Annotated in this window: 25 protein-coding genes; 15 read left to right on the plus strand and 10 right to left on the minus strand. The window is 56.0% G+C overall.

Translation table 11 applies throughout. The annotated features are described in order from the left end of the window. Positions 1-31 precede the first annotated feature (31 nt). Positions 32-229 (plus strand): hypothetical protein, encoded by a 198-nt coding sequence (locus tag IEW12_RS03935; RefSeq protein WP_188564655.1) that lies wholly within the window; start codon positions 32-34, stop codon positions 227-229. Positions 230-398: 169 nt separating this feature from the next. Beyond that, positions 399-1,304, plus strand: coding sequence for an alpha/beta hydrolase (locus tag IEW12_RS03940; RefSeq protein WP_229750904.1), 906 nt, complete (start codon positions 399-401; stop codon positions 1,302-1,304). Positions 1,305-1,382: 78 nt separating this feature from the next. On the opposite strand, the gene IEW12_RS03945 is transcribed toward IEW12_RS03940, so the two are convergent. After that, positions 1,383-1,541 carry a DUF3309 domain-containing protein gene (locus IEW12_RS03945; RefSeq protein WP_188564656.1) on the minus strand — a complete coding sequence of 53 codons (159 nt, stop codon included), beginning with the start codon at positions 1,539-1,541 and terminating at the stop codon, positions 1,383-1,385. A gap of 319 nt (positions 1,542-1,860) precedes the next feature. Here IEW12_RS03945 and IEW12_RS03950 point away from each other — a divergent pair, with 319 nt between their 5' ends. Both IEW12_RS03950 and IEW12_RS03955 read left to right on the plus strand, forming a co-directional pair. Further along, a complete protein-coding gene (locus IEW12_RS03950) occupies positions 1,861-2,313 on the plus strand; it encodes a hypothetical protein (RefSeq protein ID WP_188564657.1) in 453 nt (150 codons plus the stop codon). 206 nt (positions 2,314-2,519) lie between these two features. Then, positions 2,520-5,552, plus strand: a complete 3,033-nt coding sequence (locus IEW12_RS03955) for a glycosyltransferase family 4 protein (protein WP_188564658.1) — start codon at positions 2,520-2,522, stop codon at positions 5,550-5,552. 71 nt (positions 5,553-5,623) lie between these two features. Here IEW12_RS03955 and IEW12_RS03960 read toward each other — a convergent pair whose 3' ends face one another. Next, positions 5,624-6,022 (minus strand): hypothetical protein, encoded by a 399-nt coding sequence (locus tag IEW12_RS03960; RefSeq protein ID WP_188564659.1) that lies wholly within the window; start codon positions 6,020-6,022, stop codon positions 5,624-5,626. 289 nt (positions 6,023-6,311) lie between these two features. Here IEW12_RS03960 and IEW12_RS03965 point away from each other — a divergent pair, with 289 nt between their 5' ends. The 9 genes from IEW12_RS03965 (at position 6,312) to IEW12_RS04005 (ending at position 15,369) form a co-directional block, all read left to right on the plus strand. Then, positions 6,312-6,836: a CPBP family intramembrane glutamic endopeptidase gene (locus tag IEW12_RS03965; RefSeq protein ID WP_188564660.1), complete on the plus strand. Its 525-nt coding sequence runs from the start codon at positions 6,312-6,314 to the stop codon at positions 6,834-6,836. Positions 6,837-6,937: 101 nt separating this feature from the next. Next, entirely contained in the window at positions 6,938-7,237 is a 300-nt protein-coding gene (locus IEW12_RS03970) for an SdpI family protein (RefSeq protein ID WP_268237224.1), read from the plus strand. Positions 7,238-7,452: 215 nt separating this feature from the next. Next, positions 7,453-7,836, plus strand: coding sequence for a hypothetical protein (locus tag IEW12_RS03975; protein ID WP_188564662.1), 384 nt, complete (start codon positions 7,453-7,455; stop codon positions 7,834-7,836). Positions 7,837-7,983: 147 nt separating this feature from the next. Then, the gene (locus tag IEW12_RS03980) at positions 7,984-9,246 is read left to right on the plus strand and encodes a DEAD/DEAH box helicase (RefSeq protein WP_188564663.1); all 1,263 of its coding nucleotides are present in this window, start codon (positions 7,984-7,986) and stop codon (positions 9,244-9,246) included. Positions 9,247-9,324: 78 nt separating this feature from the next. Beyond that, positions 9,325-9,732: a DUF2384 domain-containing protein gene (locus IEW12_RS03985; protein ID WP_229750905.1), complete on the plus strand. Its 408-nt coding sequence runs from the start codon at positions 9,325-9,327 to the stop codon at positions 9,730-9,732. Next, on the plus strand, positions 9,729-10,271 hold the full coding sequence (locus tag IEW12_RS03990) for an RES family NAD+ phosphorylase (protein WP_188564664.1): 543 nt from the start codon (positions 9,729-9,731) through the stop codon (positions 10,269-10,271). Before IEW12_RS03985 ends, IEW12_RS03990 begins: the two co-directional genes overlap by 4 nt. Positions 10,272-10,446: 175 nt before the next feature. Then, entirely contained in the window at positions 10,447-12,105 is a 1,659-nt protein-coding gene (locus tag IEW12_RS03995; protein WP_188564665.1) for a S1C family serine protease, read from the plus strand. Positions 12,106-12,302: 197 nt separating this feature from the next. Continuing rightward, positions 12,303-13,082 (plus strand): hypothetical protein, encoded by a 780-nt coding sequence (locus IEW12_RS04000; RefSeq protein ID WP_188564666.1) that lies wholly within the window; start codon positions 12,303-12,305, stop codon positions 13,080-13,082. Between the two features lie 7 nt (positions 13,083-13,089). Further along, entirely contained in the window at positions 13,090-15,369 is a 2,280-nt protein-coding gene (locus IEW12_RS04005) for a hypothetical protein (protein ID WP_188564667.1), read from the plus strand. 59 nt (positions 15,370-15,428) lie between these two features. Here IEW12_RS04005 and IEW12_RS04010 read toward each other — a convergent pair whose 3' ends face one another. Continuing rightward, positions 15,429-16,184, minus strand: a complete 756-nt coding sequence (locus IEW12_RS04010) for a helix-turn-helix domain-containing protein (RefSeq protein ID WP_188564668.1) — start codon at positions 16,182-16,184, stop codon at positions 15,429-15,431. Positions 16,185-16,316: 132 nt separating this feature from the next. Here IEW12_RS04010 and IEW12_RS04015 point away from each other — a divergent pair, with 132 nt between their 5' ends. Beyond that, positions 16,317-17,135, plus strand: a complete 819-nt coding sequence (locus IEW12_RS04015; protein ID WP_188564669.1) for a hypothetical protein — start codon at positions 16,317-16,319, stop codon at positions 17,133-17,135. 10 nt (positions 17,136-17,145) lie between these two features. After that, positions 17,146-17,874 carry a sterol desaturase family protein gene (locus tag IEW12_RS04020; RefSeq protein WP_188564670.1) on the plus strand — a complete coding sequence of 243 codons (729 nt, stop codon included), beginning with the start codon at positions 17,146-17,148 and terminating at the stop codon, positions 17,872-17,874. Between the two features lie 42 nt (positions 17,875-17,916). Here IEW12_RS04020 and IEW12_RS04025 read toward each other — a convergent pair whose 3' ends face one another. The 7 genes from IEW12_RS04025 to IEW12_RS04055 form a co-directional block, all read right to left on the minus strand. After that, on the minus strand, positions 17,917-18,258 hold the full coding sequence (locus tag IEW12_RS04025; protein ID WP_188564671.1) for a copper-binding protein: 342 nt from the start codon (positions 18,256-18,258) through the stop codon (positions 17,917-17,919). A gap of 58 nt (positions 18,259-18,316) precedes the next feature. Then, a complete protein-coding gene (locus tag IEW12_RS04030; RefSeq protein WP_188564672.1) occupies positions 18,317-18,832 on the minus strand; it encodes a cupredoxin domain-containing protein in 516 nt (171 codons plus the stop codon). A gap of 33 nt (positions 18,833-18,865) precedes the next feature. Beyond that, the gene (locus IEW12_RS04035; protein ID WP_188564673.1) at positions 18,866-20,311 is read right to left on the minus strand and encodes a multicopper oxidase family protein; all 1,446 of its coding nucleotides are present in this window, start codon (positions 20,309-20,311) and stop codon (positions 18,866-18,868) included. Between the two features lie 24 nt (positions 20,312-20,335). Continuing rightward, the gene (locus IEW12_RS04040; protein WP_188564674.1) at positions 20,336-21,760 is read right to left on the minus strand and encodes a TolC family protein; all 1,425 of its coding nucleotides are present in this window, start codon (positions 21,758-21,760) and stop codon (positions 20,336-20,338) included. Then, positions 21,757-22,119 carry a hypothetical protein gene (locus IEW12_RS04045; protein WP_188564675.1) on the minus strand — a complete coding sequence of 121 codons (363 nt, stop codon included), beginning with the start codon at positions 22,117-22,119 and terminating at the stop codon, positions 21,757-21,759. The genes IEW12_RS04040 and IEW12_RS04045 overlap by 4 nt, the downstream gene beginning before the upstream one ends. Positions 22,120-22,297: 178 nt before the next feature. Next, entirely contained in the window at positions 22,298-22,675 is a 378-nt protein-coding gene (locus IEW12_RS04050; protein WP_188564676.1) for a hypothetical protein, read from the minus strand. Positions 22,676-22,753: 78 nt separating this feature from the next. After that, positions 22,754-23,185: a GNAT family acetyltransferase gene (locus IEW12_RS04055; RefSeq protein ID WP_188564677.1), complete on the minus strand. Its 432-nt coding sequence runs from the start codon at positions 23,183-23,185 to the stop codon at positions 22,754-22,756. Between the last annotated feature and the right edge of the window lie 20 nt (positions 23,186-23,205).

Genomic DNA, 23,205 nt, shown 5'->3' on the forward strand with positions numbered 1-23,205 from the left:
GATATCGAGCCCTGCGAATGCGGAGGTTATTATGGACGAGAAATGGGAGGATTTTCGCTCCGCCCTCAAAAAATGGAGAGCGGTGGAAGATCAGTATTTTGTCGAGATTACGAAAATTATTCACGGTGACAAGGCTGCACTGGAAAGGAGCCAGCCGCTGGTGCATGAGCTGGACAAATGCCAGTCTCAGGTAGAGCAGGCGGCCAGGCGTTTTACCTCCAATAGCTGACAGGCTTACCGGTTCAATGAGTGCGGCGATGCAAAGTCGGGCAACATGCATCGCCGCCTTCATCTATAGCGAATGCATCGGGTAAAATGGACGCTCTCGCATGAGTCCCGCCCATGCAAGCCACGCAGTATCTCATCCCTTGTTCCTCCTCACTCTCGCAGGAAATCACATGCTTAAAAAAGCGGCGTTCAGACTGTTTGTGGCACTCCATGTTTTTTCAGCGGCCAGCCTGGCATATGCCGCGCCGATGACATTGAAAAATTATCTGGATCTGCAAGGGCCTGAGCCTGACCAGCATATTGCCTATGGCAACCAGGCTTCGCAGTATGTGGAATTATTCAAGCCGGAGGGCGAAGGCCCCTTCCCGGTCGCCATTCTCATTCATGGCGGCTGCTGGACGGTGGAATTTGGCGGCATACGGCAAATGCATAATATCGCTGGCGACTTGGTCAAGCGAGGCATCGCTGTGTGGAATGTTGAATACCGGCGGGTGGACGAGGCCGGCGGTGGCTACCCGGGCACCTATCAGGATATCAGCGCAGCCATGCAATTGCTGCAAACCAGCGCTGCACAATATAAGCTCGATACCGCCAGGATCGTCGCCATCGGCCATTCCGCCGGCGGCCAACTGGTGCAATGGGCGGCATCCCGCCGCAAACTGCCGCCCAGCAGTTCGCTTTATCAGGATAAAGTGCTAATTATTCCAACGGTGATCAGCCTTGGCGGCCTGGCTGATTTACGGCGTGAGCAAAACCTGATCAAAGGCCGTTGCGACCGGGATATAGTCCAGCTTACAGGCCTGCCCAGCGCATCACGGCCCGATGTATTTGCCGACACCTCGTCTGCGGAAATGCTGCCAGGCGGTTTCACTACTGTATTGATCAATGGCGAGTTGGATACCGTGTCGCCACCACGCGTAGGCGAAGATTATGCAAAGAGAGCCAGGGATGCCGGTGACAAGGCAGAGGCGACTACGCTGCCCGGCGCCAGCCATTACGACGAAGTGGCCGCCACCTCGGCTTCCTGGAAAATCGTTTTGGCGCAGATCGCCAAGGCGCTGGGCATAAAGGAATAATCTGGAAGACAAACACGTCCTTGACGCTCATCGCCAAGGACGTGTTAGCTGGTTAGATTAGTGAAGCAGGCTAAGAGGCTAGATCCGCCCTGTCAGTAACAGCACCAGCAAGATAATGACAATCAAGCCTGTCGCTCCGCTAGGCCCATAACCCCATCCGCGGCTGTGCGGCCAAGCTGGGAAAGCTCCAACCAGTACCAAGATCAGTACAATCAATAAAATTAGTCCGAGGCTCATTATCATTCTCCTTATATAGAGTATCCATCAGCGTTGGCAGCAAGGATTTGCTGCTGAATATCGCGACGACTTAAGCAAGAAGATATAGGCGATGGAATGACAAGTCGGTGAGGCAACGCACCTAAACCCGTTTATTTACCCATGCCGGCAAATCCGGCACTAATTTGTAACAATCTGCTTCAGCCATTCGTCCCTCAAGCTGTGATCGATCAAACCGCGTCAGCTAACAATCGTTTGCAAAAGCGCTGCGATCTGTACTTGGACCAATTTTCTCCAGCCACTACAATCGGGCACTTAGATAACACTCCGCCCTCCATTCATGTTCACTGAAGCCCGATTCAACACCAGCCAGTTTGACGTTACTCCCTTCAAGGCTCACGGCTATCTGGACGCGCGCTTTGACGGCAATATCGCCTGGCATGAAGCGACAGGGCCGTTCAACCTGGAATTTGTCCATACCCTGAAAAAAACCCTGCAAGCCTTGCACACGGTCGTGAAGCCCGTAGGCCGCTGGGCGGAAATCGTGGTCGTCAATGAAAGCGCCATCATGTCGCTGGCCGCCTATGAAGCGATGGATCAGATGATAGGCTGCCTGTTAAAGCAGGGTCGTGCCGCATCTGCCTTTGCCCATGTCAGCGGTGCGGATGTTGAAGGCCGCACGGTTATGGCAATCCGCTATGAAAAGCTGTTTAACAAGCACAATCTCCCCTATCGCAGCTTTGACAATATGCAAGAGGCGGAAACCTGGGTTACACAGATATTGCAGGAATAATTGCCGAAATAAATAGCAAAATCGACACCATCCAGTACCGCCTGGCATCATCTGCTCTCCACCATCTACTTTGCTATCAGCAACAGTTTCAAATAAGGCAATGCTCCTCGTTACATTCAGCAAACTCTGACATGCACGCTTGAGGTATCATCCATCCCGAAAACTTTTTAGCAAGCACAGGCTTGCAATGAAATCGGGAATGGATTTTGGAAAAAACAATTAAAACAGCCGTCTTTACCATCGTATCCTTGAACTATGGCGCATTTGCCAAGACGCTGATGGAAAGCCTCAGCGCCGCGCATCCGGAGTGGGAGCGGCACGTATTATTTGTAGACCGGTGTGAAGACCCAGCAAGCATAGGCGGTGAGCTATTCACCGCAACGACGGTAGAACAACTGCCGCTGCCAAAAATGCGCGAGTTCCTGTTCCGCTACGGCATCATGGAATTGAACACCGCCGCCAAGCCCTATATGTTTGCGCACCTGCGCCGCCAGGGCTATGACCGCGTCGTTTATATAGATCCGGACATCCTGGTCATAGACCGCCTGGTTGACGTGGAACGCCTGCTGGACGAAGGCGCGGCCGCCGTCGTTACCCCGCACCTGACTGCACCGCTGGACGATGGCCTGGAGCCAAGCGAGCTGGATATCATGCGCGCCGGCTCGTATAACCTGGGATTCCTGGCACTGGGCAGCCTGCCGGCATCCGACGCCTTCATTAAATGGTGGGAAGACAAACTGGAATACGGCGCTGTTTCCGATCCGGCACGCGGCTTGTTTACCGATCAAAAATGGGTGGACATGGCGCCCGGCATGTTCGGCGGTTTTGCCGTACTGCGCGATCCCGGCTATAACGTCGCCTACTGGAACCTGCCGCACCGCCCTGTCACCCGCGAGGACGGCGTCTGGCTGTCCGACGGCCGGCCTTTGCGCTTCTTCCATTTCAGCGGCTTTGATCCGCAAAACCCTCAGCCTTTTTCCAAGCACCAGAACCGCCTCACGCTGGACACGATAGGCGAAGCGCGCGAGCTGGCGCTGGAATATGCACGCCGCGTGCTGGGCCATGGCCTGGCCGAGTTCAGGAAACGCAAATACGCGTTCGGCAGCTTCAGTGACGGTACGCCTATCCCGAATGCACTGCGGGTGCTGTACCGCGAAGACGCCGATGTGCGCTTCCAGGCCGGCGAAGACCCTTTCGATGCAGGCAGCTATTTCGTGCATGGCGAGGCAGGCAGTCTGCCGACCATCCTGCGCGGCCTGTGGCTGGAGCATCAGCACTTGCAGCGCGCCTTCCCTGATCCGCTGGGCAGCAGCCGGCGTGCCTTTTACCATTGGTTTGCGGAAGCCGGCGGCGTCGAAGTTGGCGTTCCGGAAGCCTATATCCTGCCGGTGCGCCGCGCATTGGGCGTATTGCGTGCAGACGGCCCTCAGTACAAGCCTTCGATCTGGGCGCGCGGTCTGGTCTTCATCCATAAGAAAGCCACCGGCGGCAAGCTGGGTGCGGCAAGGCTCAGGCAATACCAGAAGGTCACCGGCCCCATCGCCTTCATGCAACTGGGCTTTGAACAGTTCCGCGGCTCCCGCTGGGCCAAGAAAGTGGGGCTAGACCTGCCTACCACGGCCAGGCTGGACCCGCTGCAGGCGGCAAGCTCCCATAGCAATGCCGGCGGCATACCGCTGGTCAGCGCCCGCCACCGTACTGTGCGCTTCTCCGGCCTGTATGCAGAGCCGGGGCAAGATGCATGGTGGGTAGGCCGCCAGGCCCGCTTTGTGACGAACAGGGTTACCTCGACCAGGATCAGGCTGCAAGGCATACACCACGGTGACTTGCACCAGCGCGCGCACGGCAAACCCGAGCTGAGTATTTCCATCGGCTTTAATGATGAGCCGCGCAGCAGCGTAACGGTGTGGCCCGGCCGCTTCGACGTCACGGTGGAACTGGAGCTATTGCCTGAAACCTGGCCCGCCACGCTGCATGTACTGCCCGAAGCCAGTTGCATACCGAAAGACCTGGGCCTGGGAGAAGATACGCGCCGCCTGTCGGTACAGCTCAGCGATGTCAGCATCGGCGAAACATCGATCTTTAACGCTGTACGCCAATCCACCGGCGGCAAGGACCCTACACAGGCCGTGCAGGGCGTGAACGTGATCGGCTATGCGCGCTCCGAACATGGCGTCGGCCAGTCGCTGCGCCAGTTCACCGGCGCGCTGGATGCAACGGCCATCCCGAATGTCGTGATCGACTTCAACAACAATAACAATAGCCGGGTGCAAGACCGCAGCCTGGAGCATCGCATCGTCACCGATGCCGTGCATGGCATCAATGTATTCCACATTAATGCAGACCAGATGCCGGAAGCGGAGATGCATCTGCCGTCCCACCTGTTCTCGCGTTATAACATCGGCTTCTGGCACTGGGAATTGCCCGACATGCTGGAGGAGCATCTTGCCGGCTTCAATACCCTGAACGAAGTCTGGGTACCTACCGGCTTTGTGCAGGAAGCAATTGCCAAGCGCTCCCCTATTCCTGTGGTGCGCATGCCGCACGCGATCCATTTCACGGTATCGCCGGATGCCAGCCGCGCCCGTTTCAGTTTGCCGGAGGATAAATTCCTGTTCCTGATGATGTACGATTTTTCGTCCTATCAGGAGCGCAAGAATCCGCAAGCCGCGCTGGATGCCTTTGACCAGGCCTTTAGTAAGGATAACGGCAAGGTGGCCCTGGTCATCAAGACACAGAATGCACAGTTCCATAACGCCGATGTAGCGGCGCTGCGCGATAGGCTGGGCGGCCGCAAGGATGTGATCTGGATTAACGAAACCCTGAGCCGGCAGGAAGTCTATGACCTGCAATCGGTCTGCGATGCACTGGTATCGCTGCACCGCTCTGAAGGATACGGTCTGGGACCAGCCGAGGCGATGTTCCTGGGCAAACCCGTCATCGCAACCAACTGGTCCGGCAATACCGAGTTCATGCGTCCGCAAAACTCGTTGCCGGTCAACTACACGCTGGTGAAGATCCAGAAAGACCTGGGCGTCTACAAGGCGGGCCAGACCTGGGCCGAAGCAGACGTGGGCCATGCCGCATCGCTGATGCGCCAGATCGTGGAAGACGAAGGCTTGCGCGCCCGTATCTCGGCAGAAGCGCGCCGCACGATGGTGGAAGAATATAGCCCGGCGGTGATAGGCCAGCGCATCAGCGCAAGGCTGGAGCACATACAGCGCATGCAGGCAAAATAAAACGGCAGGCCTGAAACGACAACGGCGGCGCGGATATCCAGGCCGCCGTTTTTTTATCTGCAGCGAGAAAGCTAGCTTGTATGCAAAGCCTGCTTGACTGCCTTGACGATATTTTCTTCCTGCTGGCTGGCAGATTGCATGGCTACATCCGACAAGTCATGGCTGTGCACTTCGATGGTGGAATGGTCCAGCGTAGCCAGGCAATGCCAGAAATGTACATGCACGCTTTCGTAGTCGCCCTCCTTGCTACGCTGCAGGAAGGCCGAGGATAGCGCCATGATAGGGCCATAGATGATGGGCTCGAAGCACTTCAGCTCGTCCAGCGTTTTCTTCGACAACTCTTCCAGCACGGAATCCTTCAGCAGGCGCTTGGCCATCACCTCATTCTGGAAACGCGCGGCATCATATTTGGCTACGAGCCACGCAGCCTCTTCCCAGTTACCGATTTCGAAATAATATTTTCTTTCCACAGTCGGGCCTCTTAGCAATCATTCGTCGAAAGGACATCTCTGTGCAGGGCGATCAGCCCCCTGTTTCAAATCTGCTCAAGAACAAACTTCAATCTGCAGTAAATGTTTCCATGTGGAAATTATATCTCAGGAAGAATAAAGCGAAAAGGGTGTGACGTGTCCCGCTATCGCCGATAAATATCCTGTTATTAACAATTTTACATTAGTATAATAATAAGCACGAAAGTTCACTTTTCGCCGGCGCAGACTAAAGGCGTCCTATCTGATATCTATTCAATGACGAGGATATATGGAACTGGTTATTTCGCAAGGTGCACAGCAGCATCGCTGGACACGGTATCTGATGATCGGCCTCGCGGTTGGTGTGCTTGACCTTGTCATTACAAGCGGACTCTACCCGTTATTAATGCTCCTCCCTGCAAATCTGCTTGGAGAGTCGGCTGCGGCCGGCATACTGACAAAAAGCGAAGCGCCATTCTCTACTTCTATTCTGTTCATCAACTTGGTCGTCTTGATGCCATTATTTGAAACCACACTAGCCCAATCGCTTCCTATCGAGTTAGCGCGAAAGCTCGGGGCCAGTAAAAATATTTGTATATTCTTAAGCGCATTTATATTTGGGCTCGGACATTTCTTGAACGGTGGTTTAGGTCACGGCTTATTGACATTTTGCGCAGGACTGATACTCGCCTATTTCTATCTCAAGGTCCGGGAAGACGGCCCTGGAGCCAGCTATTGGGTAACGGCCATCGCCCACGCCACGAATAACCTGGTGATGTGTATTCTCTTTACATGGTTTCCAAGTCTGGCCTGATAGAGGCGGCTTGAATAACTCCCAGGCGGTAAGCACTCCAATCCGGATATCCCCATGAAAATCACAAATAAACAAATCAGCTTGTATGTCACTGCAGGCTTTTGCTCACTGCGATATTCGGACTCTACCTTTCCCTGCCACTTTGGCTAGGCGAAGTCGCACCCAATACGGTAACCGGCTTTCGCACCGCCAAGACTATGTCCGATCCAAAAATCTGGTACGCGGTCAACTCCGTCGTTGGGCGAGACATGGTGATTGTCAACCTGGTCCTGGCCTTGCTGGCATTGATTTTTCATTTTACTTTCGGCAAATCAAAACCGTCCATTTCCGCGCTGGGGCTGACGGCATGGCTGGCGATAGGATCGGGCGCAGTTGCCATTTATGGCAGGCAAATCAGTTAATAATTATTTAACATCCTGATGTCGCTATTGTTCGCTTCCGCACAGAAGTGGACTATCGACAGGAAGATAGTTGACACTCACAGGAAGCCGTCAGAAAACGTGAAATTTGATGTCTGGACGCCAATTTGAAGCAAAACAGGTGGATATTTCCCCTGCCAGATGCCAAAATGAAATCATGACTTCCCGATCGATACAATGTTTGTTGAGGCAAGATCATGGGTGCGAAAAAGGCGATTTCGCTGTTATTAATGGCAACCTGCCCCTGGGCATGGGCGGATAAAGCCGCCCCTAATGGACCACCCGCACCGCCGGCACCGGTGCCCGACCTGCGCAGCAACTCCGCACTGCGCATGGACGCTCCGAGAACCAATGTGAATGCATCAATGGACCGTAGCAGCGCATCCATCAGCAGTTCCCCAATTCCCAGCGATCAACCTAAAACCGGGGCCGATATTCCGCTGGATTCCCGCGATGGTCTGCATATGATTGCCGATGGTGAGCGTCCGGCACTGGAATATAAATTGAGCGAAACCGGCGCCATGCGGGTACGCAGCATGCGGCGCGGCGCCAAAGTAGTGATGGTCTGGCAATTCAAATAACGCGATAAAAGCTCAATCAATATCCCTGGCGCTCCCGATCAGCACCGCTTATTTTCAGCCGCAAGCCGAAACTCCCGCCGGCTGCTTTATACTGGCGCCTGCAGCAGTCTCCTCACATTTAATTATTCATCGAACACAAGGCCCGCCGTGCCATTTTCTTCCCTGGGTCTGATCCCTCCGCTACTGCAAGCAGTCAGCGACCTATCTTACGCTACGCCTACTGCAATCCAGAGCGCCGCCATCCCTGCCATCCTGAGCGGTGCAGACCTGCTGGGTCTGGCCCAGACCGGCTCCGGCAAGACCGCTGCGTTCGCGCTGCCCTTATTGCAGCGCTTGCAGGGCAAAATGGGGGCAAGGCCGCGGGTGGTGCAAGCGCTCGTCCTGGTACCCACCCGCGAACTGGCCGTGCAGGTTGGAGATGCGCTAAAACGCTATGCGCAGCATTTGCCGCAACAACCGAGAATCGCCACTGTGTTTGGCGGCGTCTCCATCAATCCGCAAATGATGGCGCTGCGCGGCGGCACCGACATTGTCGTCGCCACGCCGGGCCGCTTGCTGGACCTGATCGACCATAATGCCCTCAGTATCGGACGCGCAGCGATGCTGGTGCTGGATGAGGCAGACCGCCTGCTGGACCTGGGCTTTGCCGACGAGATCAACCGTATCCTGTCGCTGTTGCCGCCGCAAAGACAAAACCTGTTTTTCTCGGCCACTTTCCCGGCCGCAGTGGAAACACTGGCCAACGGCATCCTGAGCCAGCCGGTGCGCCTGGAAGTGGAAGGCACGCCGGAAGTGGCGCCCGATATCGCCCAAAGCGCCATCATGGTCGATACTGCCAAGCGCACGCCCTTGCTGCGCCACCTGCTGCAAGAGCATGACTGGAAACGCGTGCTGGTTTTTGTCGCCACCAAGTATGCCGCCGAGCTGGTTGCGGACAAGCTGCGCCGCAACGGCATCCAGGCGGAGCCTTTTCACGGTGAGCTGAGCCAGGGCAAGCGTACGCAGGTGTTGATGGATCTCAAGGCCAGCCGGCTGCAGGTGATGGTTGCCACCGACGTTGCCGCACGCGGCATCGACATCGCCGGCTTGCCTGCTGTCATCAATTACGATTTGCCGCGCTCGGTGACCGACTACACCCACCGCATAGGCCGCACCGGCCGGGCCGGGCAAAGCGGCACGGCGATCAGCTTCTATAGTGCCGATACCGAAGCCCATCTGCGTCTGATAGAAAACCGCCTGAAACTGAAGCTGGTCCGCGAGCAGATTCCCGGCTTTGAACCGGCGCCTGTGCCGCAGAGCGAGGCTGCAGCCGCACTGGCGGAAGCGCAGGCCAACGGCGGCATCAAGGGCAAACGCAAGAGCAAGAAGGATAAATTGCGCGAAGCAGCAGCCCAGCAGGCAAAAAGCTAGCAAATGCAGCAACTTGAAGGAATTGCGAAATAAGTGCATAATTAGTGCATATAATGTGCAAAAATGCTCGGAGGTAATATGGCAACAGCAAGAATGGAAGCATCGCCTATCTTTGAACGCAATTTTGATAGCCTGCTGGCCTATCTGCGCGATGCAGTCAACAACCCCAAGGCAATCTCGCCCAAGAGGTTCGGCGAGGTCTTGCAAATAGACATGCAAACGCTGGCGGCACAAGCACATGTCCACCGCAATACCATCAGCCGCGCGCCGGAAGCGGAAAGCGTACAGAAATTCATGCGGGAAACCATACGCGTGATCAAGGCAGCGACCGACATTTCAGGCAGCGTGGAAAATGCCGTCTACTGGTATAAAAACGATCCGCTGACACCCTTCGAATATAAAACTGCACAGCAACTCATCTCCGAAGGCCGCACTGACGACATCGTGCGCTACGTGAGTTCACTACAGGCCGGCTTCGCCGGATGATACTCACCTCCCTCACCTCGCTGGCTTACAGAATCCACGTTCCCCGCTACGCAAGCACGCCGACCAGCGGCGCCGGTGCAGCCACGCACGGCGGCCGCTTGAACAGGATAGGCGTGAATGCCCTGTATCTGTCACTGGAACCCGAAACTGCGCTGGCGGAATACCGGCAAACTTCCAACCTGTTGCCGCCCGGCCTGATTGTCAGCTATGAACTCGTGGTAGAACCTCTGGTTGATTTCCGCAATGGCCCTTCTGCCGCATTTGACCCTTTGTGGAATGACTTCAATTGCGACTGGCGCAAGCTCTACTTCAATGACCACATAGAACCACCTACCTGGATCATCGGGGACATGGTGATTGCTGCCGGCGCCAAGGGCATCATCTTCAAATCCGTCATCAATAATGGCGGCGACCATGGTGACAACTCCAGCATAGGCACCAACGTCGTGCTGTATAACGATATGCTGGCCGCAAGCGACAAGCTCAGCGTATACGACCCGCAAAACACGCTGCCTGCCAACCAGGATTCATGGAAATAAACGCCGCCAGGCGGCCGCGCGTGCAATCACGCATACATTTTCATACACGATTTTAATTGCACTAAATACAACGGCAGGCTATGCTCTCCGCGCTAGGGTATGCTGTGCCATCCACCATCCAGCGTGAACCCAGTTTTACGAATCCGGCTACATCCAACTTTTTCAAGAAATTGACATGACCTCTCGCCGCCTTTCCCAGTTTTGCAGCAGCCTCATTGTTCTTGCCTGCGCACTCCCTTTCGCCGTAGCACATGCGCAAACAGCGCAAGTAGAAGAAACATCCAGTGCGGCGCCAGGCGCGCCGGCCTTGCCGGTTCCTGTTGCTCCGCCTGCAGCCCCTGCTATTTCTGCTCCAGCCGCACCATCAGGCACTTCCGCCCCGCTGGTCGCCCCTGCGCACCTGGAAAACGCCGTGGTCAAGATCTTTTCCACCATACGCAATCCGGATCCCTTCCACCCATGGAGCAAGGCAACCCCGCAGGAAGCAACCGGCTCCGGCGTCGTCATTGAAGGCAACCGTATCCTGACCAATGCCCACGTAGTCGGCTATGCCAGCCAGGTGCAAGTCCAGGCGAAACAAGGCGGCGACAAGATATCCGCCACGGTAGTAGCCATTGCGCGCGGCATAGACCTGGCCGTCTTGAAGCTGGATGATGAAACCTTCTTCGCCACGCACAAGCCGCCTGTACGCGCGAATATCATGCCAGAGATCAAGGATGCAGTGCTGGCCTACGGCTACCCTACCGGTGGAGCCACACTGTCCATCACCAAGGGCATCGTATCCCGCATAGAATTCGTGCCCTACAACTACCAGACTTCCGGCCTGCGAATACAGATAGACGCTGCCATCAATCCTGGCAATAGCGGCGGCCCGGTGATTGCCGGCGACAAGATGATAGGCCTGGCATTCTCCACCGCCGTCAATGTGCAGAATATCGGCTACATCATCCCTAACGAAGAAATAGAACTATTTCTGAAAGACGTTGCAGATGGCCGCTACGATGGCAAGCCAGCCATCTTCGACTCCTTCCAGACCCTGGAAAATCCGGTTCTGCGCACCTATTTGAAGCTGGATAAATCGGTGAGCGGCATGGTCGTCCAGCGGCCGGAGAAAACGACATCATCCTATCCGCTGAAAGAATGGGACGTCGTCACGAAGATTGGCGATTCTCCTATCGATAACCAGGGCATGGTGAAAATGAACGCCGACCTCAATGTGCGCTTCCAATATCGCGTGCAGCAACTGGCCAAGGACGGCAAAGTACCTCTGACCATCGTCCGCGGCGGCAAGACCATGAATATCCAGCTGCCTGTCAGTGCCAGCCGGCCGCAACTGATTTCGCCGCTGTGGGGCAGCTATCCGTCTTACTTCATCGTCGGCCCGATTGTGTTTTCCCGCGCAACGCTGGAATTCCGCGGCCTGATCAGCGGCAACGCACAGGCAATGAATGCTTATGCATACAACAATAGCCCGCTAGTCACCCAGGTCGGCAACGAGCCTACCCCTGAGCGTGAAGAGCTGGTCGTGGTCAGCGCGCCTTTCTTCCCGCATAAACTGGTCAAGGGTTACGATAGCCGCTTCGGTTCCGTCGTCGAGTCCGTGAACGGCACGCCTATACGCAGCCTGAGCCATCTGGTTGCGCTGCTGCGCGACATGAAAGATGAATTGATCGTGCTGAAATTCGACCAGCGCCTCAGCGAAAACATCGTCCTGCCGCGCAAGGAATTGCTGGCAGCAACCGATGACATCCTGAATGACAATGGCATCCGTCAACAGGGTTCGCAAGACATGCTGGACGTGTGGACCGGCAAAGCAGGAAAATCAGGCAAATAAATCCTGCACTCCCGATCTCCAGATATCTCAAGGAAATCCCCGCATGCGGGGATTTTTCTTTTGCAAAGCAATGCGGCATGATCAATCCCCGGCAAAAAGCGCGTGCAAATCGGGTTAGAATAATCGGACAACGACCAAGCCTGAAAACACAATTCTATGCCTCAATGCGCAGCCTGATCCTTCTACTGCTAAGCTGTGTGACGGCACTGCTCCTGAAAACGGATAGTGCGCTGTCCGATGCAGGCACGCCTTCGCATCCGGCGCTGGCAGCCCTGCCCGCCAACATGGTCTGGGCCTGGGAACGCCCGGAAGACTTGCGCTGGCTGCCCGATGATGTCGGCGTGGCTTACGTGGCTTCCACCATTATGCTGCGCGGCGAAGAGGCATTGGTGCACCCGCGTACTGCCCAGTTGCTGGTGCGCGAAGCTACCCCACTGGTACCGGTATTGCATGTCGATGCATCGTGGCGCCTGCCACCTGCACTCAGCGAACAACAAACAAGCCGTATTGCGCAGGAGCTGCTGCGTGTTGCGCAGCGCGGCAACCGTCATGTCGTGCAGCTTGACTTTGAAGTGCGCCGCTCTCAACGCCCGTTCCTGGCGGCGACCATTTCCGCGATACGCAGCCGCCTGGATCCATCGATAGCCTTATCCGTTACCGCATTAGCATCCTGGTGCCTGGATGACACCTGGATGCAAGGCAGCGCCGCCGATGAAATCGTGCCTATGGCATTTCGCATGGGACAGGAAGAGCAGGCATTGCGGCGCAGGCTGGCGCAACAGCAGGGTTTCAAGCCCGCCTATTGCCGTTCGGCGGTCGGCTTTGCAACTGATGAACCGATACTGAATCTCCGCAACAAGCGGCGCTATTACTTTTCACCGACTGCGTGGACTGCCGACAAATGGCAGGCCACCCCACATCCCTTGCAGACCAATGCAACACTCTCGCAACCTCAATTTTTAACGGCATCCCAATAATATGCATATGCGCTTATCCACTATTTACTCCTGCGTTGCAGCGAGCCTGCTGCTAGGCTTTTCCACTACAGCGCTGTCCAGCGGTGGCGATGATTTCACCGCCAACCGCTTCGCTTCCGAATACGATATGGATAGCAAGCAGATCTCCATTTTCGCAGCCGGCAACGTCGGTGTCGTTGCTCCCACCTACTGGCGCATATACCACTACCTGGCTTTCCAGGCAGCCAAGGGAAAGCCGCTGACGCAGGCACAACTGGCAACCCTGGAAATTAATGGCTGGCATATCGGCAACGGCATGGACTGGGACTATAGCTATGATCCGGCCAAGAACGGTTCCGGCGACTGGATCAAGGAGCGTGCCGTATTTGCCAAGCAATGGGGCCTGCCACAGGACATCAAATTTGACATCATGGCGGAGAAAGTCAGCGGAGAAAGCTACCTCAACTGCCATGAAGATGCATTCCGGCAGGCGACCGTCACGCTCAAGGCCCACGCCAGCCTGGGTCCAGGCGGCAAGCCGGATGCATGGCACAAGGCCTGGCTGCAAGGCCAGGATGCGGTCTTTGCCAATTGCGAAGAGCCCCCGCATCAATACGGGCAGCCGGTTCCCAAGCGCGTAGTACAGTTGCCGCCCGCCTTGCCTGCCAATGCACCTGAGTGGATTAAGTACGACCGCGCTTACCAAACCGCGGCGGCAAACTTCTATGCGCGTAATTTCGATGCGGCGCGCGCGCAATTCCAGGCGATTGCAAAGGATGACAAATCGCCATGGCAAAAGCTGGGGGCCTATCTGGCGGCACGCTGCCTGATACGCAAGGGCGTGCTGGAATATCCTCTCGTCAACGATCAACCCTCGGCAGAACGCACAGCCATACTGAGCCAGGCAAAGAAAGAACTGGATGCCATTGCCTCCGCGTATGCGCCGGCCAAACAATTGACCTCGCTGGTTGACGCGCGCATCAACCCCACCGAACGCATCGCTGCATTGGCGCGCACGCTGGAAAAGAATGCTTTCAGTGCAGATACCCGGCGCCTGTTGAGCGACTATCTGGTGCTGATGGACAGGCAAACGCCGGCGCAGATGATCACCGCCGCCGAGCCGATGACCGCATGGATAGGCAGCATGCAGGCAGCTCCCGCCGATCCCTGGACCGGCCAGCTCAGCAAGGAAAGAGAACAAGACCGCCAGCTTGCCCTCAAAACCGTGCGGCAACGCTGGGCTCCACAGGGAGATCCGCTGTGGATGGCGCCGTTGCTAGCGCTGGTGCGCCCCACTGAATTGAGTGACGCCGAGAGGAAGGCGGCCGCCGGCGTACCGGCCAGCCATCCTTTGTACCAGACTGTGCAATACAACCTGATCCGCCTTGCGATTGCCGAAAACCAGGCAGCGCAGGCTGACAAGGACATAGACCGCCTGCTGGCAGCACAGGGGAAAAGCATGTCTGTCGCCACAAGCAATCGCTTCAAGGCTTTAAAGATGCTCACGGCCGGCTCGCAAAACGAATTCCTGAAAGCGGCTTTGCGCAAAGCCGAGGCAAGCGCCCCCGGCACGCCAATTGACGGCAAGCCTGCCGACCCGGCCATAGAAGTTGATGGCGATTATGACCGCACCATCTATCGTTTCATGCCGATGGCAGAATTAAAAACCTTGCTGAAGAACCCTCAGCTACCTGCAGCACTGAAGCCAAATCTGCAAGAAACGATACTGGCCCGCGCATTGATCTTCAATGACGAACAAACGGCGCTGGAACTGCTGGACACCGTTGCCCAGGGCCGCAATACCACAAAGCACTTGTACACACGCTACCGCGACGCCAAGAGTAGCCAGGACAGAAAAATCGCAGGCACCCTGATCCTGATCAATACGCCGGAACTGGCACCGGCCGTGTTCGACAAGCAGGGCCGGCAACAATTCTGGGGCTGCAAATCCGGCTACGGCCCTGCTCCAACAGAGGCCAATCCGATGATGGCGGCACCTCCGCGCTACCTGAGCCAACAGCAACTGGATGCAGCGGCAAAGGAGCAGCAGATATTGCTGAAACTGCCGCTGCGTACCGAATTCATCGCACCGACGCTGCTGGATTGGGCCAAGCAAAAACCGAATGATGAAGAAGCGCCGAAAGCCCTGCACTTCCTGATCGCATCCACCCGCATGGAATGCCCCTATGGTACAACCAAGCCTGAAAAGGAACAGGCCCGCGCCAGCTATTCACGCGAGGCATTCAACCTGCAGCACAAGCTGTACCCGAACAGTAGCTGGACCAAGCAGACCAAATACTATTTTTAAGCAAAGAAAAGACCAGCAAAAAAATCAATAATGGGCCGCTGCACAAGCGGGGATAAAAACTACTTAACTCCCCTGGGGGCCGGCCGGCGCAAGGCAGAAAACGCGGCCGGCTCCCATTCCCGCATGGCCAGCAGCAAACCCGTGCCCCTGCGCTTGGCTAGTGGCGCGGCCAGGCTCTCTTCGTGCAGATCGGCAAACTTTTGCCGGAGCAGCCGTAGCTCCGCGTGCATTTTGCTGATCGCGGCCTCGGTCAGCATGCCGTTGACAAAGCTCAAGGATTCATCGCTGGTTTCAAACTGGCTGTCCAGAAAATCATGCAGGCCGTCTCCTCGAAAAACCTGTCGTATTGGCCCATTTGGCAGCCAGTCGAAATCCCTGGCAATGTTCAGCCGGATGCGATTACCCGGCAACAGGCTGATCAGCCGCAGGTGATCCAGCCGAAGCAACCTGGCCACGCATTCTGCTTCGCTCAGCGTGTAAGCCGCCAGCATATCGGCAAGGCTCCAGTGGTTGAGCGCACAAACCGCCACCAGCAACAGCCTGGCATCAGACACCAGCTCCTTTTCCTGCGCATGGCTGAGAGTGCGCAGACGCGATTCAGTCGCCAGGCTTTCCTGTGCCAGCTCCGCTAGGGTATAACCGAGCAGATTGCTTAGCTGCACCAGGCGATCCAGGCTGACGGTGCTGTCCGGCCGCAGCATGCGTTTCACACTGGCTTCAGACACTTCCAGCGAGGCAGCCACATCACGATAGGTCTTGCCTTGCTGTTTCAATTGCTGCTTCAGGGTTGCCATCAATTGGCTTACTTCGCTCATTCATCCGCCCGCATTGATAAAAGGTCAAATAATGATACTTTTTATTTAAAAATATGTCACTTACCAAAATAAAGTTTCAATTTTCAATCCTGGCAGGCAAGCTGCATCCACCTCTACTTTCCTGGTGCTGCCATGCTCAACTTCAGATTGATCCACCTCCCGGCCTTCCTGGTTTTTGCTACCTGCATAGCACTCGCCATACATGGGCCAATTACCCAGCTCGCGCATTACCATGAGTTTGCCGACCACTCCACGTTGTGGGGACTGCCGCATGCTGGAGACGTATTGTCCAACATGGGTTTTGCGCTGGTGGCATTGTGGGGCATGGTTCGTCTGTGGCCGCAGCGTGCACATCATGCACTTTCGCCGGGGCGCTATGGATACGGGCTATTTCTGCTCAGCCTGCTGCTGACAGCGCTTGGCTCCTCTTACTATCACCTGGCGCCGGACAACACCCGCCTGCTATGGGACAGACTGCCCATCGCCTGGGCCACCGCAGTTTTGCTGGCAGGTGTGCGTGCCGAAACAAGGTCCGGCAGCAACGCCGGGCGAGACATCATCCTGCTGATGGCTTTCGCTACATTCGGCGTCGCCTGGTGGAGCTTCACCGACCACTACGGTGTCGGCGATTTGCGCCCCTACCTGATGCTGCAAGGTCTGGCCCTGGTGCTGATTCCGCTTTGGCAGGCTGCCTATCAGGCACCGTGGTCGGACCGCTGCGCATTCGGCCTGGCCTTGCTGTTATATGTTGCAGCCAAGCTGGCGGAACTGCATGACGCAGACTTGCAGGCCATCCTGGGTTTTATCAGCGGCCACACCTTGAAGCACCTGCTGGCTACTGCAGCGGCTTTTACACTAACTGCAAGACTGATCCGCCGCACCAGACCGGATCAGGCAAAGGCTGCTGAACACCTTGCTCCATCCAGAGCATCCCGCATTGCATTTGATTGATGGAGACAGCATGATTACCGTCCTCTTCATCATTTTTATCTTTTGCTTTTTATTGGAGCGTGCCATCCCCGGCTGGAAACTGCCGCAGGTAAAAACCTGGCCGCTACGCGTATTGCTGATCAATGCCGTCCAGTTGGGTATCGTATTGCTGGCCGGCGTAAGCTGGGAATCCTGGTTCTCCAGCTATTCTCTGTTACGGATTTCCGCCCACGTACCCGCAATTGCAGGCGGTTGCATCGCCTACTTCATCGCTACCTTCGTCTTTTATTGGTGGCATAGATGGCGCCATGAGAACGATTTTTTGTGGAGGATATTCCATCAGATCCACCATAGTCCTCAGCGGCTGGAAGTGATCACCCCTTTCTATAAGCACCCGGTAGAGATGCTGTTCAATTCATTGCTGGGTAGCTTTTTGGTGTACACCTTGCTCGGCCTGTCGCTGGAAGCCGGGGCCGTTTATACCTTCTGCACGGCGATAGGAGAATTTTTTTATCACACGAGCATCCGCACGCCGCGTTGGATTGGCTATGTGTTTCAGCGCCCGGAAATGCACAGGATACATCACCAATACCAGCGCCACCGCAATAACTATGGCGATATTACCTGGTGGGATATGCTGTTCGGCACTTATGAGAATCCGGCAAGCTGGGATGATCGCTGCGGGTTTGACGATGAGAAGGAACAGCGCCTGCCTGCGATGCTGGCTTTTCGTAATCTGCACGATGAACAGCAAAAATAGCAGGCCGATGCATTCGGCCTGCCATCGGCACATCTGCAATATTTACTTCACCAGCTCCAGCTCAGTCACGGCAATCGCGCCTTCCGCCTTCTCTGCACGGAAACGCACCTTGTCCCCCACCTTCACCTTGTCCAGTATGGCAGGATCTTTCGCGCGGAAGACCATGGTCATGCCGGGCATGTCCAGGTTGGTAATATCGCCGTGTTTCAGCGTGATTTTTCCCGTTGCTTTATGTATCTTTTTAACTTCACCATCGGTCATGCCGGAGCCGGACGCAGCCTCCCCCTGGCTCGTTATTGCCGCCTGGTTTTCAGCGGCGCCTGCTAGCGGGGCAGCCATGGCTACAAGCAGTGACAGCATCAGGGATGTCAATAATTTATTCATGATTATTCGTTCTCTATAAAATGGGTTTGATGCACTTCAGGCATAGGATTGAAGACAGTCAATGAGAGTGGCCGGCAGGGTCTGGCGCGGCCTTAGCCTTGGCAACATCGATCTTGCCCTTCATGCCGGCGTCGTAATGGCCTGGCTGCAGGCAAGCAAAGTCCACTTTGCCGGCCCGGGTGAATTGCCAGACGATTTCACCGCTTTGCCCTGCTGCCAGCGTGACCATGCCGGGATCGCTGTGCTCCATCTCCGGGTTCTTCTTCATCAATTCATAATGCTCTTTCAGTTCTTTCTCCGTTCCCAGGACAAACTCATGCTTGAGGCTGCCGGCGTTCCTGATCACAAAACGCACCGTTTCACCCTGCCTGACCTGGATGTTCGCCGGCGTAAAGCGCATATCGTCGCTCATGTCGACTTTGACAGTCCGTGAGGCCGCGCTCGCCTTGCCCGGTTTGCCTATCGCCTCGTCGTCGTGCGCATGCCCACCGGCATGCGTGCCGGATGCCACTGCAGCACCTGCGAACAGGCACAGCACCAATGCGGAGATACTGGCTTTCAATGTATTTTTCATGCTTGCTCCCTGAGATTTTTACTGTCGTTCAACTTAACCATGGTTCATCTTGCCGACGGGCTTGCGCACCTGCACTTCCACTTCCGGCTGGTTCTTTTTCTCGGTCGGCATACCCTTGCTGCTAGCGGTATCCGCCCGGGCACGCACAGGCTCTGCGACCTTGCCGGTCCATTCATGCGCAACCGTGCCGGGAGGATGTTTGTACCAGCCGGGATCTTTGTAATCGCCCGGCTTTTGGTCCTTGCGTACCTTGACCACGCTGAACATGCCGCCCATCTCCACGCTGCCAAACGGGCCGTCGCCTGTCATCATTGGCGCGGTGTTGTCCGGAACAGGCATTTCCATCTCTATCATATCGGCCATGCCGCGCTCTCCCATGACCATGTAATCGGGGATCAGGCTATTGATTTGCTTGGCAACGCCGGTATGGTCCACGCCTATCATCGTCGGTACTTCATGCCCCATCGCATTCATCGTGTGATGCGCCTTGTGGCAATGGAAGGACCAGTCACCCTCTTCATCCGCCAAAAACTCTATCTGCCGCATCTGGCCGACCGCGATATCGGTTGTCACCTCCGGCCAGCGCGCGCTGCGCGGCACCGGGCCTCCATCGGTTCCGGTGACCTGGAACTCATGCCCATGTATATGGATAGGGTGATTGGTCATCGTCAGGTTTCCCACGCGTATGCGAACCTTGTCGTTCTTGCGCACGACCAGCGGATCAATGCCGGGAAACACGCGGCTGTTCCAGCTCCACAGATTAAAGTCCAGCATCGTCATTACCTTGGGCGTGTAGGCGCCGGGATCGATATCGTAGGAATTGAGCAGGAACACAAAATCGCGGTCCACTTCATCGATCTGCGGGTGTTTGCCCTTGGGATGGGTCACCCAGGAGCCCATCATGCCCATCGCCATTTGCACCATCTCGTCGGCATGCGGGTGATACATGAAGGTGCCCGGCCTGCGGGCGACAAATTCATACACAAAAGTTTTTCCGGGAGGGATGGATTTTTGCGTCAGGCCGGAGACGCCATCCATGCCATTGGGCAGCCGCTGCCCATGCCAGTGCACGCTGGTGTGCTCCGGCAGCTTGTTGGTGACAAAGATGCGCACGCGGTCCCCCTCTACCACTTCTAGCGTCGGCCCCGGCGACTGTCCGTTATAACCCCACAGGTGCGCCTTGAAGCCGGGAGCCATCTCGCGCACGACAGGCTCCGCCACCAAATGAAACTCCTTGATACCATTATTCATGCGCCAGGGCAGCGTCCAGCCATTCAGCGTAACGACAGGGTTGTACGGACGCCCATTATTGGGGACTAGCGGCGGCATGGTATCCGGCGAGGTTTGCATCACCGGCTCAGGCAAGGCGGCCATCGCCACCTTGCTGACCGAAGCCGCCGTGGCAGCTGCGGTAATTCCCGCTATGCTCGCACCTAAGCTTGCACCTAAGCCACTGAGAAAATTTCTTCTTGAACTCATTTCGTTTTCCTTGTTCTTCCCGTATCAATGGCCGGCTGCAGGACTATCTGCCTGCATGGCATTCGCCGCAGGCAAACCCAGTGCAGGCTTGCCGAGCAAGCTCATTTCCAGATCAGCCTGTGCCAGCCAGAAATCGCGCTTCGCTTCTATTGCGCCGTTCACGGCAAGCATTTGCGAACGCGCATCTGCCAGCAAATCAAATACGCCTATCAGCATGCCGTTGTAGCGCAACTGGTTTTCCTCGGAGATGCGCTTCTTCAGCGGCAAGATTTCATCCCTATAGTGCCTTGCGATGTCATAGCTGGAGCGATATGCCAGATAAGCCTCCCTGACTTCAGAGCGCGCATTGACTGCTGTTTCCGCAGTGCGGTTCACCGCCTGCATATACAAAGCCTCTGCTTTGGCAACCCTGGCACTGCCCCAGTCAAATAGCGGCAGTTCCAGTGTGATCTGGTAACCTCTTTCTGTCGGCTGCTCGCGGTAGCTATTGCGTACGGCACCCACTTCCAGCACATTGATGAAACGGCTTACCTTGGACAGGCCCAGATTTTTCGCCAGTTGCTCGGTGCCGAGGCGGGCGGCCTGCACATCCAGCCTTTGCGACATGGCCAGTTGCTCAATGTTTTCCATGTCTTGCGGCGCCTTGGGCAGATCGGGCAGCTTCACCGGCAACACAAAAGCAGTCTGCTCACCCCATAATCCCATTAGCCGCGTCAATTTCTCCCGGCTGTGTAGCTGCGCCTGTTCGGCGCGCGCCAGCGACAGTGCAGCATCTGCATAAAACCCCTGTTCGCGTGCCTGCTGCAACTTGTTGAAATTGCCGGCCTGCTGCATGCGCCTGGCCAACTCTGACCCTGCGTCCGCCGCTTTCTTTACTTGCTGCATATACAGCATGGATTCGTCCGCCGCCACCGCCATGTAATAGGCCTTGCGGGTTTCTGCAGCGAGCGACAGTACTTGCCCGGCAGCGTCGCGCTTGGCCTGTTCAAAGCGGTGTCCTTCCATTTGCCGGACATAGGGCATGGTCAGCAATTGCGCAATATTGAATTGCAGGCCGCGATCAATCTCTACGTCGCTGCCTTGGCGCAAGCGGCCAAAGCTGAAGCCAGGATTGGCAAGACGGCCGGACTGCACAAACTCCGCCTCGGAAATGCCCAGCTCATAAAAGGCTGCCTGCAAGCCGCGGTTGTTCAACAGTGCGATCTGTACTGCATCCTCCACACCCAACGGAGATGCAAGCAATTCCTGCACTTTTTTGGAGGCTGCGTCTTTATCGCTGTCCTCGCGCTGCCAGGAAATATCCTTGTTCAGCTGGCTCTTCGCCACCTGCTCCACGGAAGCAAAACCGCCATCGGTGCTGAAAGATGCACACGCGCCCAGCAGTAAAGGCAATGCCGCAGCCACCGTCAGCCTGGAATGACGCAAATTGATGTTGAACCTGCTTTTCATTTGTCATGCCCAGTATGGCCGGAATGTTCGGGTGTGGCTGGCTTGACCGGTGCGGCAAGTTCCTTGCCTGCAGGTTTTGCCTGCGCTGCATCCGGCTCCCTGGCCTGTTTCGCGTAAGTACGCCAGCCGCCAATCCGGCCCGTGTTTTCGTTCAATTGCTTCCAGTCAGACACTTCACTGTCTGCATAAGGACGATAGGTTTGCAGAGTGGACTGGTAGCGCAATGGTGGCACTGATGCCTGCGCGTCCAGCGGATCGGCACGCCTGGAATGCGCCGCTTCCGCCTGCGCCAGCACATGCAAAGGCATCGCCGACAGCATGCAGCACGCAAATATCCTCGTTAAAAAAGAAGGATTCATGAAGACCTCGTATCGAATATCTTGGATAGTCCTGATGCGGCAGCTCAGCTAGAACTCAGCTATAACCCAGCCACAACCAAGCAGCATCAGGCAAGGGCAAGACTATGGCTTGCATTGGTAGTTTGCATAAGTGCGCACACCTATCAAGGCGCTACGCGGAAAAGCAAAGCTAGAGGGGTTATGCCCGGGGAGGCCGTTCCAGGCCATCGCTGATGTGGCCCAGGTGGGAAGAAAAAACCAGGTCGATTTTTTCGGAAGAAGGAGGAAGTATTTCAGGATCCGACAAAGCCGTCACCATCACGGCGCCTATACAGCAGGCCGCGCAAGAACTGCATTTATCCTTGGCCATGGCACCGGATGCATGTTGATCGGAGCTTTGTGTTGCGTCAGTTTTTTTTGCGACATCATGGTGGTGATGTGCATGCCCGCCCTGCTCTGCGACGGCCACATGATGATGCTCCGCACCACAAAACAGCATGGTTGCCGCAGCGATGCCCTGAACGGGTATCGCCAGCATCAACAGCCATAGCAGGAAGAGTGGGGCCAGCTTTTTCATGCCAAGGATTATAGCTTAATTTGTCAGTGCGGCAAGTAGCCGGCTTTTGCAGGCCAGATTATCAAGCAGCCAAACCGCTTACGACGTTGTTACAGCGTGCGCAAAACGCTTACCCATGCTGACCAGCTCTTCCAGTTCATAGCCCATCGCATGGTAAAAACCGATTGCCGCTGCATTCGCTGTGCGCGTCTGCAAATTGATCTTGGTGCATCCTCTTGCCATCAGTTCGTGCTCGGCATGGCGCAGCAATTCTGTCGCCAGTTTTTTCCTGCGGTGCGCTGGATCGATCGCCAGCAAATACAGCCAGCCGCGGTGGCCATCGTAACCGCACAGCATGGTACCGATGACCTGGCCGTCGATTTCGCCGACAAAGAACAACTCAGGCTGGCATTCCAGCTTCTGGTTAATGGCTACCGCAGCCGCGCTGTGTGGCGGATCATACGGAAAAACCTCTTGCCACAAAGCACTGACAGCCGCGGTATCTGATTCTTTGAAAATCCGTATTTTCATAGACAAGCCATCGTAAGAGA

Origin of the sequence: Parundibacterium terreum, from assembly GCF_014636315.1 — a bacterium.
In the GTDB taxonomy this organism is placed as follows: domain Bacteria; phylum Pseudomonadota; class Gammaproteobacteria; order Burkholderiales; family Burkholderiaceae_D; genus Undibacterium; species Undibacterium terreum.

Excerpts from the sequence above, each read along its gene's own strand:
- IEW12_RS03940 (WP_229750904.1), top strand. The coding sequence starts at position 399 with ATGCTTAAAAAAGCGGCGTTCAGACTGTTTGTGGCACTCCATGTTTTT.
- IEW12_RS03995 (WP_188564665.1), top strand. The coding sequence starts at position 10,447 with ATGACCTCTCGCCGCCTTTCCCAGTTTTGCAGCAGCCTCATTGTTCTT.
- IEW12_RS03990 (WP_188564664.1), top strand. The coding sequence starts at position 9,729 with ATGATACTCACCTCCCTCACCTCGCTGGCTTACAGAATCCACGTTCCC.
- IEW12_RS04035 (WP_188564673.1), bottom strand. The coding sequence starts at position 20,311 with ATGAGTTCAAGAAGAAATTTTCTCAGTGGCTTAGGTGCAAGCTTAGGT.
- IEW12_RS03975 (WP_188564662.1), top strand. The coding sequence starts at position 7,453 with ATGGGTGCGAAAAAGGCGATTTCGCTGTTATTAATGGCAACCTGCCCC.
- IEW12_RS04005 (WP_188564667.1), top strand. The coding sequence starts at position 13,090 with ATGCGCTTATCCACTATTTACTCCTGCGTTGCAGCGAGCCTGCTGCTA.
- IEW12_RS03985 (WP_229750905.1), top strand. The coding sequence starts at position 9,325 with ATGGCAACAGCAAGAATGGAAGCATCGCCTATCTTTGAACGCAATTTT.
- IEW12_RS04045 (WP_188564675.1), bottom strand. The coding sequence starts at position 22,119 with ATGAATCCTTCTTTTTTAACGAGGATATTTGCGTGCTGCATGCTGTCG.
- IEW12_RS03965 (WP_188564660.1), top strand. The coding sequence starts at position 6,312 with ATGGAACTGGTTATTTCGCAAGGTGCACAGCAGCATCGCTGGACACGG.
- IEW12_RS04040 (WP_188564674.1), bottom strand. The coding sequence starts at position 21,760 with ATGAAAAGCAGGTTCAACATCAATTTGCGTCATTCCAGGCTGACGGTG.
- IEW12_RS04055 (WP_188564677.1), bottom strand. The coding sequence starts at position 23,185 with ATGAAAATACGGATTTTCAAAGAATCAGATACCGCGGCTGTCAGTGCT.
- IEW12_RS04025 (WP_188564671.1), bottom strand. The coding sequence starts at position 18,258 with ATGAATAAATTATTGACATCCCTGATGCTGTCACTGCTTGTAGCCATG.
- IEW12_RS03945 (WP_188564656.1), bottom strand. The coding sequence starts at position 1,541 with ATGAGCCTCGGACTAATTTTATTGATTGTACTGATCTTGGTACTGGTT.
- IEW12_RS04010 (WP_188564668.1), bottom strand. The coding sequence starts at position 16,184 with ATGAGCGAAGTAAGCCAATTGATGGCAACCCTGAAGCAGCAATTGAAA.
- IEW12_RS04030 (WP_188564672.1), bottom strand. The coding sequence starts at position 18,832 with ATGAAAAATACATTGAAAGCCAGTATCTCCGCATTGGTGCTGTGCCTG.
- IEW12_RS03935 (WP_188564655.1), top strand. The coding sequence starts at position 32 with ATGGACGAGAAATGGGAGGATTTTCGCTCCGCCCTCAAAAAATGGAGA.
- IEW12_RS04015 (WP_188564669.1), top strand. The coding sequence starts at position 16,317 with ATGCTCAACTTCAGATTGATCCACCTCCCGGCCTTCCTGGTTTTTGCT.
- IEW12_RS04050 (WP_188564676.1), bottom strand. The coding sequence starts at position 22,675 with ATGAAAAAGCTGGCCCCACTCTTCCTGCTATGGCTGTTGATGCTGGCG.
- IEW12_RS04020 (WP_188564670.1), top strand. The coding sequence starts at position 17,146 with ATGATTACCGTCCTCTTCATCATTTTTATCTTTTGCTTTTTATTGGAG.
- IEW12_RS03950 (WP_188564657.1), top strand. The coding sequence starts at position 1,861 with ATGTTCACTGAAGCCCGATTCAACACCAGCCAGTTTGACGTTACTCCC.